Annotated in this window: 15 protein-coding genes; 2 read left to right on the top strand and 13 right to left on the bottom strand. The window is 71.4% G+C overall.

Annotated features, from left to right (window positions below):
* Positions 1-82: 82 nt before the first annotated feature.
* A complete protein-coding gene (locus tag AB0I77_RS06415; protein ID WP_363281236.1) occupies positions 83-1,048 on the bottom strand; it encodes a hypothetical protein in 966 nt (321 codons plus the stop codon).
* Positions 1,049-1,209: 161 nt separating this feature from the next.
* Here AB0I77_RS06415 and AB0I77_RS06410 point away from each other — a divergent pair, with 161 nt between their 5' ends.
* Positions 1,210-3,468: a heavy metal translocating P-type ATPase gene (locus tag AB0I77_RS06410; protein WP_363281235.1), complete on the top strand. Its 2,259-nt coding sequence runs from the start codon at positions 1,210-1,212 to the stop codon at positions 3,466-3,468.
* Between the two features lie 44 nt (positions 3,469-3,512).
* On the opposite strand, the gene AB0I77_RS06405 is transcribed toward AB0I77_RS06410, so the two are convergent.
* The 10 genes from AB0I77_RS06405 to AB0I77_RS06360 form a co-directional block, all read right to left on the bottom strand.
* On the bottom strand, positions 3,513-3,965 hold the full coding sequence (locus AB0I77_RS06405) for a phospholipase (RefSeq protein ID WP_363281234.1): 453 nt from the start codon (positions 3,963-3,965) through the stop codon (positions 3,513-3,515).
* Between the two features lie 105 nt (positions 3,966-4,070).
* Positions 4,071-4,670 (bottom strand): hypothetical protein, encoded by a 600-nt coding sequence (locus tag AB0I77_RS06400; protein ID WP_363281233.1) that lies wholly within the window; start codon positions 4,668-4,670, stop codon positions 4,071-4,073.
* Positions 4,671-4,676: 6 nt separating this feature from the next.
* A complete protein-coding gene (locus tag AB0I77_RS06395) occupies positions 4,677-5,543 on the bottom strand; it encodes a carbohydrate ABC transporter permease (protein ID WP_363281232.1) in 867 nt (288 codons plus the stop codon).
* Positions 5,540-6,487, bottom strand: a complete 948-nt coding sequence (locus tag AB0I77_RS06390) for a sugar ABC transporter permease (protein ID WP_363281231.1) — start codon at positions 6,485-6,487, stop codon at positions 5,540-5,542. The genes AB0I77_RS06395 and AB0I77_RS06390 overlap by 4 nt, the downstream gene beginning before the upstream one ends.
* On the bottom strand, positions 6,484-7,767 hold the full coding sequence (locus tag AB0I77_RS06385; RefSeq protein ID WP_363281230.1) for an ABC transporter substrate-binding protein: 1,284 nt from the start codon (positions 7,765-7,767) through the stop codon (positions 6,484-6,486). Before AB0I77_RS06385 ends, AB0I77_RS06390 begins: the two co-directional genes overlap by 4 nt.
* Before the next feature lie 106 nt (positions 7,768-7,873).
* Positions 7,874-8,635, bottom strand: a complete 762-nt coding sequence (locus tag AB0I77_RS06380) for a cupin (RefSeq protein WP_363281229.1) — start codon at positions 8,633-8,635, stop codon at positions 7,874-7,876.
* Positions 8,629-9,555: a PmoA family protein gene (locus AB0I77_RS06375; protein ID WP_363281228.1), complete on the bottom strand. Its 927-nt coding sequence runs from the start codon at positions 9,553-9,555 to the stop codon at positions 8,629-8,631. The genes AB0I77_RS06380 and AB0I77_RS06375 overlap by 7 nt, the downstream gene beginning before the upstream one ends.
* Entirely contained in the window at positions 9,552-10,667 is a 1,116-nt protein-coding gene (locus tag AB0I77_RS06370; RefSeq protein ID WP_363281227.1) for a Gfo/Idh/MocA family oxidoreductase, read from the bottom strand. The genes AB0I77_RS06375 and AB0I77_RS06370 overlap by 4 nt, the downstream gene beginning before the upstream one ends.
* Positions 10,668-11,133: 466 nt before the next feature.
* Entirely contained in the window at positions 11,134-11,562 is a 429-nt protein-coding gene (locus AB0I77_RS06365) for a hypothetical protein (RefSeq protein ID WP_363281226.1), read from the bottom strand.
* On the bottom strand, positions 11,532-11,756 hold the full coding sequence (locus AB0I77_RS06360; protein ID WP_363281225.1) for a hypothetical protein: 225 nt from the start codon (positions 11,754-11,756) through the stop codon (positions 11,532-11,534). Before AB0I77_RS06360 ends, AB0I77_RS06365 begins: the two co-directional genes overlap by 31 nt.
* A gap of 191 nt (positions 11,757-11,947) precedes the next feature.
* On the opposite strand from AB0I77_RS06360, the gene AB0I77_RS06355 reads away from it, so the two are divergent.
* Complete coding sequence (locus AB0I77_RS06355) at positions 11,948-13,486, top strand: UvrD-helicase domain-containing protein (RefSeq protein ID WP_363281224.1); 1,539 nt, start codon at positions 11,948-11,950, stop codon at positions 13,484-13,486.
* 10 nt (positions 13,487-13,496) lie between these two features.
* Here the strand turns inward: AB0I77_RS06355 and AB0I77_RS06350 are convergent, their stop codons facing one another.
* Positions 13,497-14,534 (bottom strand): Gfo/Idh/MocA family oxidoreductase, encoded by a 1,038-nt coding sequence (locus AB0I77_RS06350; RefSeq protein WP_363281223.1) that lies wholly within the window; start codon positions 14,532-14,534, stop codon positions 13,497-13,499.
* Positions 14,531-15,547, bottom strand: a complete 1,017-nt coding sequence (locus AB0I77_RS06345; protein ID WP_363281222.1) for a Gfo/Idh/MocA family oxidoreductase — start codon at positions 15,545-15,547, stop codon at positions 14,531-14,533. Before AB0I77_RS06345 ends, AB0I77_RS06350 begins: the two co-directional genes overlap by 4 nt.
* Positions 15,548-15,583: the final 36 nt, after the last annotated feature.

Genomic DNA, 15,583 nt, shown 5'->3' with positions numbered 1-15,583 from the left:
GTGGCCTGTTCGGCGCGGCGGGCGGGGCAAACCTACGAGATTGTTTACAATAGTTGGAACAATCCGCGCGCGGTCCGGGACATCAGTGGCCGTGGCCGTCCGAGGTCTCGTGGGCCTGCGACGGCTCGGCAGCGCTCGGCGACTCCTCACCCGCCGCCGTCCCCGCCCGGACGGTGAACGCCGCGGTGTGGACCTTCCCCGCGTGCTTGAAGTCGAGGAAGAGGCGATACGTGCCCCTGCTCGGCGCCGTGGCCGTGAACGAGATGTCCGGGCCTGGCTCGGTCGCGCCGTCGCCGGGCTCGCCGTTCGGGTGGACATGGAGGTAGGCGAGGTCGCCGGAACGCAGGGCGACCAGGTGACCGTACGCGCCGAGGTAGGGCTGGAGGTCGGTGACGGGCTTGCCGTTCCGGAAGACCGCCGGCTTCAGTTCGGTGGCCGCGCCGGGGCGCAGGCCTCCGTTCAGCTCGACCTCGTAGCCGTCGACCTTCGCGGTCGCACTCGGCGCCGGCAGCCGCTGCGGCTCGAAGGGGCCCGAGGCCGCCAGGTCCGCGCCCAGGGTGAGGTTCTCGGCATTCTTCTTCGCCGGGGTGAAGTCGGCGAAGACCCGATATCCGCCCGCGCGGGGCAGTTCGACGGGGATGCTCCACGTGCCGTCGGCGGCACGGGTGGGGTGCAGGTGGCGGTAGGTGACCAGGTCGCGTGAGGCCACGATGAGGTGGAGTTCCTTGTCGTGCTCCCGCTGGTACGCGGTGACGGCACGGCCACTGGTGTCCCGTACGACGAAGCGCAGGTCGGCGCGCTGCCCCGCGGCGACACGCGGCGTCCGGAGATCGAGGGTGTAGCCCTTCTCGGAGATCTGGAGCCCGCCGGCCGGGACCTGTTCGCGCCCGCCTCCCTCCGGTCGCGATGACGACTCACCGTGGCTCTCGTGAGGCGCGGGCGCGGCCTCCTCGGCGACGGGGCCGATGCCCTGGCCCACTCCGTAGGCGGTGCCGAACGTCGCGGCCAGCGCGGCGGCGTACGCGGTGATCTTCAGTCCTGCATGCATGGCGACCTCCTGGGACACAGGGCCTGCGTCGGCCCCTCGATGCGGCTCAACATACCCCCCTAGGGTATCAAGTCAACCCTTCTCGGCAACTTGCCTTAGATACCCTTGGGGGGTATACAGGACTCCTGTCAGGATACCCCCGCCCCGTATAAGGAGCAGTGATGTCCACCACCACGACCGGCGTCGGCGCCGGCGCCGACGTAGAGCTCAGCATCGGCGGCATGACCTGCGCCTCGTGCGCGGCGCGCATCGAGAAGAAGCTCAACCGCATGGACGGGGTCACCGCCACCGTCAACTACGCCACCGAGAAGGCCAAGGTCAGCTACGCCGGCGAGGTCTTGGTGCGGGACCTGATCGCCACGGTCGAGGCGACCGGGTACACGGCCCAGGAACCCGTGCGGGCCGAGCCGGAGAGCGATGACAGAGCGGAGGACGACGAACTGCGTCCGCTGCGGGAGCGGTTGGTCACCGCGGTGGTGCTGGGCGTGCCCGTCATCGCGATGGCCATGATCCCCGCCCTCCAGTTCGAGTACTGGCAGTGGCTGTCGCTGACGCTGGCCGCACCCGTGGTGACGTATGCCGGATGGCCCTTCCACAAGGCGGCGTTCACCAACGCCCGGCACGGCGCCGCCACCATGGACACGCTGATCTCGATCGGTACGTCCGCCGCGTTCCTGTGGTCACTGTGGGCCCTGTTCTTCGGAACCGCGGGCACGCCCGGCATGACCCACCCCTTCGAGCTGACCATCGCCCGCGGTGACGGCTCCGGAAACATCTACCTGGAGGCCGCAGCTGGTGTCACCGCCTTCATCCTGGCCGGGCGGTACTTCGAGGCCCGCTCCAAGCGCAAGGCGGGCGCGGCGCTGAAGGCACTGCTGGAGCTGGGGGCCAAGGACGTCACCGTGCTGCGCGCCGACGGCGGCGAACAGACCGTGCCCGTCAAGGACCTGAAGACCGGCGACCGCTTCCTGGTGCGCCCCGGCGAGAAGATCGCCACCGACGGCACGGTCGTCGAGGGCTCCTCCGCCGTCGACGCCTCGATGCTCACCGGCGAGTCCGTGCCCGTGGAGGTGGGGGTCGGCGACCCGGTCACCGGGGCGACGGTCAACGCGGGCGGCCGGCTGGTCGTCGAGGCGACCCGGATCGGCGCCGACACCCAACTGGCGCGGATGGCCAGGCTGGTGGAGGACGCGCAGAACGGCAAGGCCGCGGCCCAGCGGCTCGCCGACAAAATCTCCGGGGTCTTCGTGCCGATCGTGATCGCCCTCGCCCTGGGCACCCTCGGCTTCTGGCTGGGCAACGGCGCCGGACTGACGGCGGCCTTCACCGCCGCCGTCGCCGTACTGATCATCGCCTGCCCGTGCGCCCTGGGCCTGGCCACGCCGACCGCGCTGCTGGTCGGCACCGGACGCGGCGCACAGCTCGGGATCCTCATCAAGGGCCCGGAGGTGCTGGAGTCCACCCGCAAGGTCGACACCGTCGTCCTCGACAAGACCGGCACCGTCACGACCGGCCGCATGACCCTGCTGGCCGTACACACCGCAGGCAACGCCGACGAGGCCGAAGTCCTGCGGCTGGCGGGCGCGTTGGAGCACTCCTCCGAGCACCCGATCGCCCGCGCCGTGGCCGACGGGGCGCTGGAGAAGCTGGGATCCCTGCCCACGCCCGAGGACTTCGCCAACGTGCCCGGGCTCGGGGTACAGGGCATCGTCGAGGGCCACGCGGTCCTCGTCGGCCGGGAGCGTCTGCTCACCGAGTGGGCGATGGAACTGCCTCAGGATCTGCGGCGGGCCAAGGCGGACGCCGAGGAGGCCGGCCGTACGGCCATCACCGTCGCCTGGGACGGCGAGGCGCGGGCGGTCCTCGAAGTCGCCGACGCGGTGAAGGAGACCAGCGCCGAGGCGATCAGCCGGCTGCGCGGCCTGGGCCTGACTCCGATCCTGCTGACCGGCGACAACCGGGCGGTGGCCGAGTCCGTGGCCCGCCAGGTCGGCATCGCCCCCGAGGACGTTTTCGCAGAGGTCCTGCCGCAGGACAAGGTCGACGTGGTCAAGCGCCTTCAGGGCGAGGGCCGTTCGGTGGCGATGGTCGGCGACGGCGTCAACGACGCGGCCGCCCTGGCCCAGGCCGACCTGGGCCTGGCCATGGGCACGGGTACGGACGCCGCGATCGAGGCGGGCGACCTGACCCTCGTACGCGGTGATCTGCGCGCCGCGGCCGACGCCATCCGGCTCGCCCGCCGGACGCTCGGGACCATCCGGTCCAACCTGTTCTGGGCGTTCGCCTACAACGTGGCCGCCCTGCCGCTGGCCGCGGCCGGCCTGCTCAACCCGATGCTCGCCGGGGCGGCCATGGCCTTCTCGTCGGTGTTCGTGGTCGGCAACTCGCTGCGGCTGCGCTCTTTCCGGACGGCGGACTGAACCGTCCGGTCGGGGGGTGGTGCCCCCCCGACCGGACGAGCCCCTCAGCCGAAGGCCTTCACGGCCTGGTAGTAGGTCCACGCCGTGCTGTTGCAGGCGGTCTTCGTCCCACCGGCGTAGTTGGCGCACACGCGCTTGAGGTCTTCGTAGAAGGCGCTGTCGAGGCGCGTCTTGTTGGCACTGAAGACGCCCGCGGCCTTGTAGTTGCGGTAGCCGAAGTCGTGGCGCGCGCAGGACGTCGAGAAGGGGAAGCCGAACGGGTTGTCCGGCGAGGAGGAGCAGTAGTCGGTGGACCAGTCGAAGGCGTACGCGCTCCAGGCGGACTGGTTCGCGCGGGCGGCGGTCCACGCGCTGTAGCTCGATGCGCTGGTCTGAGTCCAGCTCGCGAGGACCTGGGGCTTGTCGGCGGGGGCCGCGTCGGCTGTTGCGGCGGTGCCGACGACGGTGATCAGGGCCAGAGTTGAGGCGGCCATTCCGGTGGCGAGTCTGCGGTGCATCCCACACCTCCATGAGACCGCGACCCGCCCGTCGGGTCGCAGGTTCATGACAAGATGATTGACACCTCAAGTGGCCCTTCACACTCCAAGTCCCCTAATGGACCATTAACTCTTGGATATGGCGGCGAATCGGACGTCGATCGCGGTCAGTGCCAGCGCCAGCGGCCCCGGCGTCAGGAAGGCGAGCGGCACCAGCATCCAGGCGCACAGCGCGGCCGTCGCCACCGCGAGCAGCACCAGGCCGGTGCCGCCCGCATCCCGTACGGCGTCCCGCGCGGCCTCGCGCAGGGCGGCCGGCCAGTCGGTGAGCGACTCGGGGCGCGCGCATGCCCTGAGCCCCACGACCAGGGCGCCCGCACCGATCGCGGCCGCCACCACCGCGAACAGCGGCGCTCCGGGCAGCCCGGCCCCGGCGAGTGCCAGGTCCGCGACGAACAGCAGCGCACCCGCCAGGGCTACGATCCCCGCCACCAGGTCGCCGACGCGCAGGCGTCGGCGTAGGACGGCGAAGTACCGGCCTGCGGTGGCGGGTTGCCCCTCCCCCGCCCCCCGCAGGACGGCACAGGCGCTCGACAGCGCGGCCGGGGCCGTCACCAGCGGCAGGCAGGCCACGGTCGTGGCGAGGCCGACGCTCAGCATGTCGGCGAACAGGGTCATCCGGGGGCCGAAGACCTCGCCCGGCTCACGCGTGTGCATCTCACTCATCCCCGTTCACCCCTTGAGTCCGGAGCTGGCCATGCCCTCCACCAGGAACCGCTGGAAGGCGAGGAAGAACAGCACGATCGGCAGCAGCGCGATCACCGACATCGCGAACATGGGGCCGAACGAGGACTGGCTGGAGGCGTCCACGAACGACCGCAGGGCGAGGGTGAGCGTGAACTTGTCCGGGTCGAAGAGGTAGATGAGCTGGGTGAAGAAGTCGTTCCAGGTCCAGATGAAGGTGAAGATCGCCGTGGTGATCAGCGCGGGCCGGGTCAGCGGCAGCACGACCAGGAAGAAGCTGCGGAAGGGGCCGCAGCCGTCGATGCGGGCCGCCTCCTCCAGTTCGCGCGGCAGACCGCGCATGAACTGCACGATGAGGAAGACGAAGAAGGCCTCGGTGGCGAGGAACTTCGGCAGGATCAGCGGCCAGTAGGTGTTCACCAGGCCCAACTGGTTGAAGATGATGTACTGCGGGATCAGGATCGCGTGGTGCGGCAGCATGATCGTGGCGATCATGAAGGCGAACAGCGGGCCGCGGAAGCGGAATCGCAGGCGTGCGAAGGCGTAGGCGGCGAGCGAGCAGCTGATGACGTTGCCGAGGACCGCGCCGAACGCGATCAGCAGCGAGTTGGACAGCAGCCGCCAGATGGAGACGTCGTTCACGCCCTCGAAGGCGGTCTTGTAGTTCGACCACTCCAGGTGGCTGGGCAGGAGGTTGAGGCTGGCGATGACCTCGTTCGCGGGCTTGAGCGAGGTGGCGAGCAGCCAGGCCAGCGGGTAGAGCATCACGAGCAGGGCGGCCAGGCAGCCGAGGTGCAGGGCGAGGCGCCCCCAGCGAACGGGCTTACGGGAAGCGGCAGTTGATACAGCGGTCATCGCTCTCCCTCATCGGTGTCAGACGCGTAGAAGACCCAGGAGCGCGAGGTGCGGAACAGCACCGCCGTGACGACGCCGATGACCAGGAGCAGCACCCAGGCCATGGCGGAGGCGTAGCCCATGTGGGAGGCGACGAAGCCGCGGTCGTAGAGGTACATGGTGTAGACGAGGGTGGAGTCGGCGGGGCCGCCCTTGCCGGCGCTGATCGCGAAGGCGGGTGTGAACACCTGGAAGGCCTGGATGGTCTGGAGCACCAGGTTGAAGAAGAGCACCGGGGACAGCATCGGCACGGTGACGGACAGGAACTGCCGCCACTTGCTCGCCCCGTCGACGGCCGCCGCTTCGTAGAGCTCCGCGGGAATCTGCTGGAGTCCGGCGAGGAAGATGACCATCGGTGCGCCGAACTGCCACACCGTCAGCAGCGCGACGGCGAGCAGCGCCCAGCCGGGCTTGTTCACCCAGCCCCCGGTGCCGAGCAGGTTGTCCACGGTGCCGCCGTCGTTGAAGACCGCCCGCCAGACCAGGGCGATGGACATGGAGGCGCCGAGCAGGGAGGGCGCGTAGAACGCGGACCGGTAGAAGGCCTTGCCGCGGTTCATCGACTTCAGCGCGAGCGCGACGACGAGGGCCAGGGCCAGTTGCAGGGGGACGGCGATGACGACGTACGTCAGGGTCGTCACGACCGAGCGCCAGTAGCGAGGGTCCTCGGTGAACATCTGCGTGTAGTTGCGCAGGCCGACCCAGCGGGGCGGGTCGAAGAGGTTGTAGTCGGTGAAGGAGAGATAGAGCGACACGGCCATCGGGAGCAGGGTGAGGACGACCGCTCCGAGGACCCACGGGGACAGGAACACCCAGGCGGCGCCCTCGCGTTCGCGTTTGGGCCGGCGCTTCGGTGCGGGGGGCGTGGCGCGCTTGGACTCGGCGGGGATCGCGGTGGTGGTCATGACCTCAGCTCCGCCTTCGCCTCGGTGACGTAGTTCTCGGCCGCCTCGCGGGGCGACATGCGCTCGTACGACACCTGGTCGTAGTCGCGCTGGAAAGTGGTCTGGAGGGCGTTGTCGCCGGAGGGCGGGGCCTGCGGCGGATCCTTCAACTTCCCTTCCAGGGAGGCCTGGTAGTCGGAGACGGTCCGGTCGAAGTCCTTCAGGAGCGGCGCGGTCTCCTTGCGGATGGTCTCGTTGACGGGGATGCCACGGGTGGCGCCGAGGATCTTCGCCGCCTCGTCGTCGTTGATCAGGAAGTCGATGAGCTGCGCCGCCGCCTTCGGATGGCTGGTGCTCGCGCCCACACCCAGGAACATCGACGGCTTGAAGTACTGGCCGGGCGTGCCGTCCTCGTTGGAGGGCATCGGGGCCAGTGCGACGCCGCCCGCAACGAGGGCGAGGTAACCGCTGGCCGGGGCGTCCCAGTTGGTGTCGCTGAGGGCCGTGCCACGGCCGAGGGGGGTGTTCTCCACGGTGCCGTCGACTTGGGTGGTCTGCTCGGCCGAGGAGACGGCTCCCGCACGGCGGAGCTTGTCGGTGAAGGTCCACCACCGGGTGAGGTCGTCGGCGGTGAAGCCCAGTCCGCCGTCCTCGGTGTAGAGGGACTTGCCCTGTCCGCGCAGCCAGACCTCGAAGCTGTCCTCGCTCCAGCCGGGGTCGGTGGCGCCGGGTTTGCCGGTCCGCTCCTTGAGGGCGCGCATGGCCTCGGCCCAGTCGTCCCAGGTCCACCCCTGCTTCGGGAGCGGCACGCCGGAGTCCTTCCAGGCCTTGACGTCGTAGACGACGGTCTCGGTGCCCCGGCCCTGCGGGACCGCGTACTGGACGCCGTCCACGCGGCCCGTGTCGAGCAGTCCGGGATCGATCTCGGAGGTGCGCAGGACCGTCTTCTGCTTGGCCAGGTCGAACAGGACCCCGCCGGAGGCGTACTGGTCGATCTGGCGGTAGTCCAGCTGCATCACGTCGGGGGCGTCGCCGCCCGAGGCCTGGACGGCGAGTTTCTGCTTGTAGGCGTCGTAACCCGCGAACGATGTCTGCACCCGTATGTCCGGGTGCCGTTTCTCGAACAGGGCGACGGCCTGCTCGGTGCGCTCGGCGCGGTCGGGGTTGCCCCACCACGTGTAGCGCAGCACGACCTTGCCGCCGCCCACCGAGTCGCCTGATCCGCCGCAACCGGCCAGCACCGCACAGAGCGCCAGTGCGGCGGCCGATGCGCAGAACCCCTTTGTCCTGTGTCCGGGCATGCCGAGGTCACCTCTTTCCCTCCTCGGACTTTCTGTTGACGCCCCCCTGCATTCCCCTGGCGGCTCTCTTCAACGCCCTTTGATCCGAGCCCTGTTGGGCGCGCTGCTACTCGCCCCCGTACGGCAGCGTCGTCCCCGGCAGGTTGTACTCGTCCCGGCGTCCGCACATCCCGAAGCCGCCGAGCCTTGTGGGCGCGGCCTCGTGCGCGGTCGCCTCGCCGAGATACGCCGGCTCGCCGGCCGCCAGCGCGTCGAGCTGGGCGCCCGTGCGTTCGGCGGTGGCCAGCGCGCCGGCCCGCCACAGCTCGCGCCAGTTGGGCACCTTGGCGCGCACCAGCCGGGCGGCGGCGCGCTGGAACTCCCGGTAGGGGCCGTTGTCGCCGGCGACGAGGGACTCGCGCAGGACGAGGTAGCCCTCGACGGCGAGGTCCCTGCGGCGCCGGGCGGCCGCCGCCGTCTCCTCTCCCGTGCCGGGCGGGAGCGTGGCTGCCGCCGCGTACGCCTCGGGGTCGGCGAGCACCTCGGGCGGGAAGGTGAAGACGGCGTCCCCGGCCTCGGGCAGACCGCTGTTCTGCATCAGCACGGTGATGCGCAGGTCGCCGCCCTGGACCATGCGGTGCACGGTGCCCGGCGTGAACCAGGCGACCGAGCCCGCCTCCAGGGGGATGTCCCGGTAGCCGTCGGGGCTCAGGGTCTGCACCGCGCCCCGGCCGCCGGTGACGACATACGCCTCCGTGCACACCAGGTGCAGATGCGGGCTGCCGCCGCACACGCCGTCGGCGGCCTCCCAGTCGTAGGCGCTCAGGTGGGACAGGCCCACGGCGCCGGGCAGGGGGTGCGGCAGAGTCGGCTTGGGCTCGCTCACCACGGCAGCCCCTCCAGGTACGTGCCGACGCGCTCGCGGTCCCAGGCGCCGTCGGCGACGACGACCCGGTAGCGGTAGGCGAAGGACTCGCCCGGCGGCAGCTCGAACTCCTCGAAGAACGCCCAGGAGAACGCGACCGTGGGGATCGGCTCGGCGCGCACGAACCAGTGCGACTCGTGGATCGCGGTCTTCTGGTCGAGATTCTCGGGCGCGTGCGCGAAGACGATCGTGGAGTGGCCGTCGACGTCGTCGTGCTCGGTGGTGAAGGCGAGCCATGGGCCCTGAGTGCCCATCAGCTTCTCGGCGCCGGTGTCGCCCTCCGCGGCGAAGGCGCTGCCGCCGGTGAAGTCGCGCGGACCGCGCCACTGAAGGCCGGTGTAGCCGGCCATCTCGCGGCCCGCGGTGGTCGGGGAGCCGAAGGCCAGGGGCGCGTCGCGGATGTTGGTGAGGCGGATCGACCAGTCCAGCGCCCAGGCACCGGCCTCCTGGTCCACCGAGTGGACGGTCAGGCCGCGCTCCTCGCGCGCCCACTGGGCGCCGCCGTTCTCCACCCAGGTGAGCTCCTCGGCGAAGGTGAGGCGGTCGTCCTCGACCGCGAAGACCGGGAAGCCGTCGTGCCGCATCGAGCCGACCCGCTCGGGCATGGCCAGATAGCCCTGGCCGTGGACGTAGCAGTTGCCGCCCCAGAAGTTCTGGCCGGACAGATGACTCGCCGTCATCTGAAGTCCCTTGTGCCAGCGGTGGTCGCTCGGGCGGTAGCCGGTCACCGTGCGCCCGGCGAGGGTGCGGACCGGGTGGGCGTAGGGCTTGGGGGCCTCGAAGGGGTCGGGGTCGGGGCGGTAGACGTACCGGAGGATCTCCGTGCCGTCCGCCGCCTCCACCGCGATGTGCTCGCCGTGGACGTGGCTGACGCGGATGCTCATGCGCGCTCCTTGGGGGCCCAGTGGGGGTGGTCGCCGTGCATGGCCGGGTAGAAGGGGTCGCCCGGGCCGATCTCGCCCGCGTGCACCGGGCTGCCGGTGAACGCCGCCTTGTAGAGGGCGGCAGCGAATTCGAGGGTGGCACGGGCATCCGGTCCGCTGCCCGGCGGCCGCAGACCGCTGTCGTAGGCGTCGAGGAGACCGCCGAGCTGTGCCGTGTGCGAGCTGGGCACGTCCGAGGTGGGGGTGCGCCAGGCGGCGGCGCGCTCGGAGTCGACGTGCGGGGCCGGGGTGTAGGTCCAGTCCTCGTTGCGGTGCCCGTACAGGTGGGTGAGTTCGACCGTCGCGTCGGCGCAGTCGATCCGGATGCGGCTGACCTCGTCCGGGGAGAGCACGCTGTTGACGACGGTGGCGAGGGCGCCGTTCTCGAACCGTACGAGGGCCGTGGAGACGTCCTCGCTCTCGGTGTCGTGGACCAGGCGCGCCGCCATGGCCCGGATCTCCGTCCAGGGGCCGAGCAGGTGCAGCAGCAGGTCGTACTGGTGGATGCCGTGTCCCATCGTCGGCCCGCCGCCCTCGCTGGCCCACGTTCCGCGCCACGGTACGGCGTAGTAGGCGGCGTCCCGGTGCCAGGTGGTCTGGCAGTGCGCGACTCGCGGGGCGCCCAGCTCACCGCTCGCGATCAGCTCGCGGGCATGGACGGCGCCGGAGCCGTAGCGGTGCTGGAAGACCACGGAGGCGTACGTCCCCGACGCCTCCTCGGCCGCCGCGATCTCGTCGTACTCGGCGAGCGACAGGGTCAGCGGCTTCTCGCACAGCACCCAGGCGCCCGCCTTCAGCGCGGCCACCGTCTGCTCCCGGTGCAGGGACGGCGGGGTGCCGATGAGGACCAGGTCGGGACGTACGGCTTCCAGCATCGCGTCCATCGAGGTGTATCCGGCGACGTCCGCGCCCGCGAGCTCCCGGAAGGCGTCGAGCCGGGGCTGGTCCACGTCGACCGCGGCGACCAGTTCCGTCCGGTCGGCGTGGGCTCTGAGCGCGGGCAGATGACTGCCGCTGACGATGGCACCAGTACCGACCACGGCGACGCGGCGACGGGCTGGAAGCGGGGACATGCGGTACTCCTCGGACGGCCGGCGAACACGCGCAGAAAGCGCTTGCACTCACGGGGTGACCCTAGGCGCCGAGGGAATGTCCGGACAACCCCTCTGCAGTTGATATTGAAGAGGCTTGCCACGCAGGGCAGTGGCGGGGCGGGCCGCACCGCGGGTACGGGCACCCTCGGCTCCCCCGGAGAGCAGCGCCACGAAGGTCACGGGCGCCAAGGCCGCCGATCTGGCCCGCTCCGCCGTGGGCGGGACTGCCGGTGCTGCCCGGATTCGTGCCGATGCCCGCCGACCGGGCGTCCGGCGCCGCCCGACGGGGAGGGGGCGGTGCGAGCCGCCTGGCGGGAGCCGGCCGGTACGGACGGCACCGAGCGGGCGCTCGTCGTACCGTCCCCCTCCGCCCATGAGGACACCGAGGACTCCTCCAGGGCGGGGCGTTTCGACTCGGTGCTGGACGTACGCGGCTGGGAGGACTTCACCACCGCCGTACAGACCGTCCTCGACTCCCCCCGGCGCGTCCAGCCGCTGCGGCCCGCCAAGGACCCACCACCGCGGCCATCGAGATCGTGAGGACCAGACCCACGGTGAGCATCAACAAGTCGGACACCCGCTCCGGGTCGCCATACCAGCGCGGTGCGGTGAGCACGTACGCGGTGAGCGGCCCCGCCAGACAGAGCGCGCCCAGCGCGAGCGCGGTCGTGCGCCCGAAGGCGAAGTAGGCGGTGAACGGGAGCAGGGCGGTGGCGGCGGCGGAGGCGGCGGAGGCCACCAGCGGGGCGGCGACGGCCGCGCCGGTGACACCGGCGATGGCGATGGCGCGAACGCACAGCACTTGGGACAGCCCGGAGGCAGCGAGGAACACCACGGCGCCGATCAGCCCGCACCGCGTCGGCAGCAGCGGCACGCGGGGCGCGGGCCTGCGGTGTCCGACCGCTTCCAGGCGAACCGCGCGGCGATGGCGGCGACGAACGCCGACAGGCGCGGCGGCGTCGGCCCAGGGGTGTCGCCCAGGCCGGCCCGCGCGTAGTACAGACCGCCGGTGAGCACCGCTCCGTACAGCAGCGGCGCCACCCACCGCACGGGCACATATGCGGCCATGCGCCCCCTCACTCGCTGCATCAACCCCGGTAAGGCAAACGAAGTTGACGTCCGCGGGCACCAATGTGACCAGTACGACCGGTGCGGGACATGGTGCGACTTGGCGCGGATCCGGTGATCGCCGGACACCGGATGTCCCGGTGTGTCACCTTGCGATTGCGCTATGAAGCCGCACCACCCTGAGGAGCATCATGCCCGCACCCACCGCTGAACAGAGCGGCGCCATCGACGTCTTCCGGCGCGGGGATCACCTTGTCCTCCAGGCCGGCGCCGGAACCGGCAAGACGACGACCCTGTCGATGATCGCCGCCAGCACCGGCGGGCGGGGCCGGTACATCGCCTTCAACAAGGCCATCGCCACCGAGGCCGCCCGCAAGTTCCCCGCCAACGTGCTCTGCAAGACGATGCACTCGCTCGCGTACGCGGCGGTCGGTCACCGGTTCAGGAGCCGGATGGACGCGCCCCGCGTCCCGGGGTGGAAGACCGGCGCGGCCCTGGGCATCGGCATCAACATGCGCGTGCGGATCGGCGAGCGCAACGTCACCAACAAGGCGCTGTCCTACACCGTGCTGCGGACCGTCACCCGCTTCTGCCAGTCCGCGGACGCGGCCATCGAGCGCTACCACGTCCCACGGCTGCGCGGCATCGAGGCCGAGGACCTCCATGCCCAACTCGTCGACCTCGTCCTGCCGTACGCGAACCGGGCCTGGAAAGACCTGCAGAACCCCGGGGAAGGCGTCGTCCGCTTCGACCACGACCACTATCTCAAGCACTGGGCCCTCTCCCAGCCGCGCATCGAAGCGGACTTCCTGCTCCTGGACGAGGCCCAGGACACCAATCCCGTGGTCGAGAAGGTCTTCAACGACCAGCGGGAGCACACCCAGTTGGTGATGGTCGGCGACTCCGCCCAGGCGATCTACGGCTGGCGCGGCGCGCGGGACGTGATGAGCGGCTTCGACGGCACCGAGCGTGCGCTGTCCCAGTCGTTCCGCTTCGGCCCCGCGCTCGCCGCGGAGGCCAACCGGTGGCTGGGCATCGTGGACGCCCCGATCCGCCTGGCCGGCACCGCCGCGGTCGACACCCGGCTGGAGCGCGTCGAGCAACCGGACGCGATCTTGTGCCGCTCCAACGTCGGCGCGATGCTCGAGGTCATGCGCCTGCTCGACGAGGGCCGCCGCGTCGCCCTGATCGGCGGCGGAGACTCCCTGCGGGCACTGGCGAGGGCGGCCCGCGACCTGAAGGCCGGCAAACGCTGCACCCACCCCGAACTGATCCTCTTCGACTCCTGGGGCGAACTCCAGGAGTACGCCGAGTACGACCCCTCCGGACGGGACCTCCTGCCGCTGGTCGATCTCGTCGACGAGCACGGCGTCGACGTCATTCTCAGCGCGGTGGACAGACTCGCCGTCGAGCAGGGCGCCGAGCTCGTCGTCTCCACCGCGCACAAGGCCAAGGGCCGTGAATGGGCCTCCGTCCGGATCGGCGAGGACTTCACCGAACCCGCCGACCAGGAAGAGACCGACGCGAACGGCGACCCGCTGCCCGGCGACATCGACGACGCCGAGGCCCGCCTCGCCTACGTCGCCGTCACCCGCGCCCGCCACCGGCTCGACCTCGGCGGCCTGTCCTGGATCAACCAGCACCCCGACGGCAACCCCGGCGGCAAGCGCCCGCCCCAGCCACCGGGATCACCTTCGCCCTGGGACCTGTTGGGCCCCTCGCCGAACTGACGGCCACTCCTCAGCCGCCGGTCACGCCGGCGGCATCCGGCAGGGCGACCGGCTGTCCGGTGCGCAGCGACTCGTAGGCGGCCAGCACGATCCGCAGGGTGCGCAAGCCCGACTCGCCGTCGGGTGACGGCCGCCGTCCGGTGCGTACGGCGTCGAGGAACTCGTCGAGCATGGCGGTGTCGAGATCCGCCCCGCCCGCCTCCCAGCGGTCGCGCCCGGTGGCGGAGTCGAATCCGCCGAGCAGCGGGGGGAAGGCGTCGAACTCCACGATCGCCTTCTCGCCGACGCAGGTCATGGCGAGCCCGCCCCAGGTCGGGTGGTCCGGCGGATGACTCCAGCTGGCGTCCACGGCGGTGACCACCCCGCTGGGGTAGCGGATGGTGACCAGGCCCGCGGTCTCGACGTCCGGTGCGGGGCCGCCGTCGTCCAGGATGCTGTTCGCCTGGGCGTAGACCTCCGCCGCCTGCTCGCCGTCCAGCAGTGCGTCCACGAGGTCGGCGATGTGGACGGTGTGGTCGGCCAGCGCTCCCCCGCCGGCCAGTTCGGGGTCGGCGAACCAGGGGCGGGCCAGGGCCGGGTTCGACCCGTTGTTGGCTCCGTGGACGCTGATCAGCCCGCCGAGCGAGCCGTCGGCCAGCGCGCGGCGCAGGGCGGTGAACGCGGGGCTGAACCGTACGGGATAGGCGGTCATCAGTGCGACGCCGGCGCGTGCACAGGCGTCGATCATGGCCCGTGCGTCGGCCTCCGTCGTCGCCAGGGGCTTCTCGCACAGCACATGCGCCCCGGTCGCGGCGGCCCGCTCGACGAGGTGCCGGTGCCGGGCGTTCTCGCTGGTGACCACCACGGCGTCGGGGCGGAGGGCGAACACCTCGTCCCAGGTGTCGGCGTAGGCGGCACCCAGGCCTTCGGCGAGGGCCCGGCCACGGGTGGGGTCGTCCGGCGGGGCGTCCGGGTCCGCGGTGATCAGTTCGATGCCGTCGCGGTCGCGCAGCAGCCGGATGTAGGTCGCGGCGTGCACATGGGCGAAGGACAGTACGGCGACTCTCACTGGTCGATTCCCCCTGTGGGTACGGTGGTTGCGAGCTCGACGGTCCGCCCGGTGCGGGCGGACTCGACCGCGGCCTCGGCGATACGGACGGCCGCCACGCCGTCCAGGCCGCTCACCCGTGGCTCCGGACCGCCCGCGAACGCCTGGGCGAACTCGCGGATCTGGGTGAGGTAGGGCGACTGACCGAAGTCCCCGCCCGGTATGCCGTCCGCCGGGCCGCCGGACGCGGCACCGGTGATCCGCAGGTCGAGGTGGGCCAGGGAGTCGTACTGGACGGTGCCGCCCGTGCCCGACACATGGAACGTGGTGCGGAAGGGTGTCGCCGGCGGCCCCCACACCCCCACGACCTGGGTGATGGTGCCGCCCGCGTGGGTGAGTACGGCGGTTCCGGTGGCGACCGCGCCTTCCGGGGCCGGGGTGGTGAGATGCCCCTGGTGCCGGGCGTGGACCCGGACGACCTCGCCGAAGAGCCAGCGGGCGATGTCCATGTCGTGGATCATCTGGTCCGTCAGGATCCCGCCGGAACGCGCCGGGTCGGCGAACCAGCCGCTCCAGGTGGGATAGCGGCCGGTGCGGGTGAACCGGGCGACCGCCACCCTGCCCAGGCCGCCCCCGGCGACCAGGGCGCGCAGGCGGGCGTAGGCGGGGAAGAAGCGCACGACGTGGCCCGGGTACAGCTTCACCCCGGCCTGTTCGGCCGCGTCGGACATCTCCGCGGCCTCGGCCGCGCCGAGCGCCAGCGGCTTCTCGCACAGGACATGGGCGCCGGCCGCGACGGCGGCCAGGGTGATCTCCCGGTGGGTGTCGGTCGGCGTGCACACATCCACCACGTTGGCTCCGGTGATCGCCTCACGCAGGGAGCCCACGGACGTCGCGCCGAACTCGCGGGCCAGGGTGGGGGCTTGGCCGTCGGGTGCGTAGATGCGGACCCGCGCGCCGAGCGCGACCCACGCGGGCAGATGCGTGCGGGCGATGCCGCCCGCACCGATCAGCGCGACTTCGAGTTCTGCCATGAAATTCTCCGACCTCCTGTGGGTTCAAGCCTTGTA

This window comes from Streptomyces sp. NPDC050619 (assembly GCF_040654815.1).
GTDB lineage: Bacteria > Actinomycetota > Actinomycetes > Streptomycetales > Streptomycetaceae > Streptomyces.
Note: the sequence above shows the minus strand (reverse complement) of the source record. Positions and strands in the feature narration are given on the sequence as shown.

Coding starts and splice junctions, on each gene's coding strand:
- AB0I77_RS06415 (WP_363281236.1), bottom strand. CDS start 1,048: ATGCATGCAGGACTGAAGATCACCGCGTACGCCGCCGCGCTGGCCGCG.
- AB0I77_RS06410 (WP_363281235.1), top strand. CDS start 1,210: ATGTCCACCACCACGACCGGCGTCGGCGCCGGCGCCGACGTAGAGCTC.
- AB0I77_RS06405 (WP_363281234.1), bottom strand. CDS start 3,965: ATGCACCGCAGACTCGCCACCGGAATGGCCGCCTCAACTCTGGCCCTG.
- AB0I77_RS06400 (WP_363281233.1), bottom strand. CDS start 4,670: ATGAGTGAGATGCACACGCGTGAGCCGGGCGAGGTCTTCGGCCCCCGG.
- AB0I77_RS06395 (WP_363281232.1), bottom strand. CDS start 5,543: ATGACCGCTGTATCAACTGCCGCTTCCCGTAAGCCCGTTCGCTGGGGG.
- AB0I77_RS06390 (WP_363281231.1), bottom strand. CDS start 6,487: ATGACCACCACCGCGATCCCCGCCGAGTCCAAGCGCGCCACGCCCCCC.
- AB0I77_RS06385 (WP_363281230.1), bottom strand. CDS start 7,767: ATGCCCGGACACAGGACAAAGGGGTTCTGCGCATCGGCCGCCGCACTG.
- AB0I77_RS06375 (WP_363281228.1), bottom strand. CDS start 9,555: ATGAGCATCCGCGTCAGCCACGTCCACGGCGAGCACATCGCGGTGGAG.
- AB0I77_RS06370 (WP_363281227.1), bottom strand. CDS start 10,667: ATGTCCCCGCTTCCAGCCCGTCGCCGCGTCGCCGTGGTCGGTACTGGT.
- AB0I77_RS06360 (WP_363281225.1), bottom strand. CDS start 11,756: ATGGCCGCATATGTGCCCGTGCGGTGGGTGGCGCCGCTGCTGTACGGA.
- AB0I77_RS06355 (WP_363281224.1), top strand. CDS start 11,948: ATGCCCGCACCCACCGCTGAACAGAGCGGCGCCATCGACGTCTTCCGG.
- AB0I77_RS06345 (WP_363281222.1), bottom strand. CDS start 15,547: ATGGCAGAACTCGAAGTCGCGCTGATCGGTGCGGGCGGCATCGCCCGC.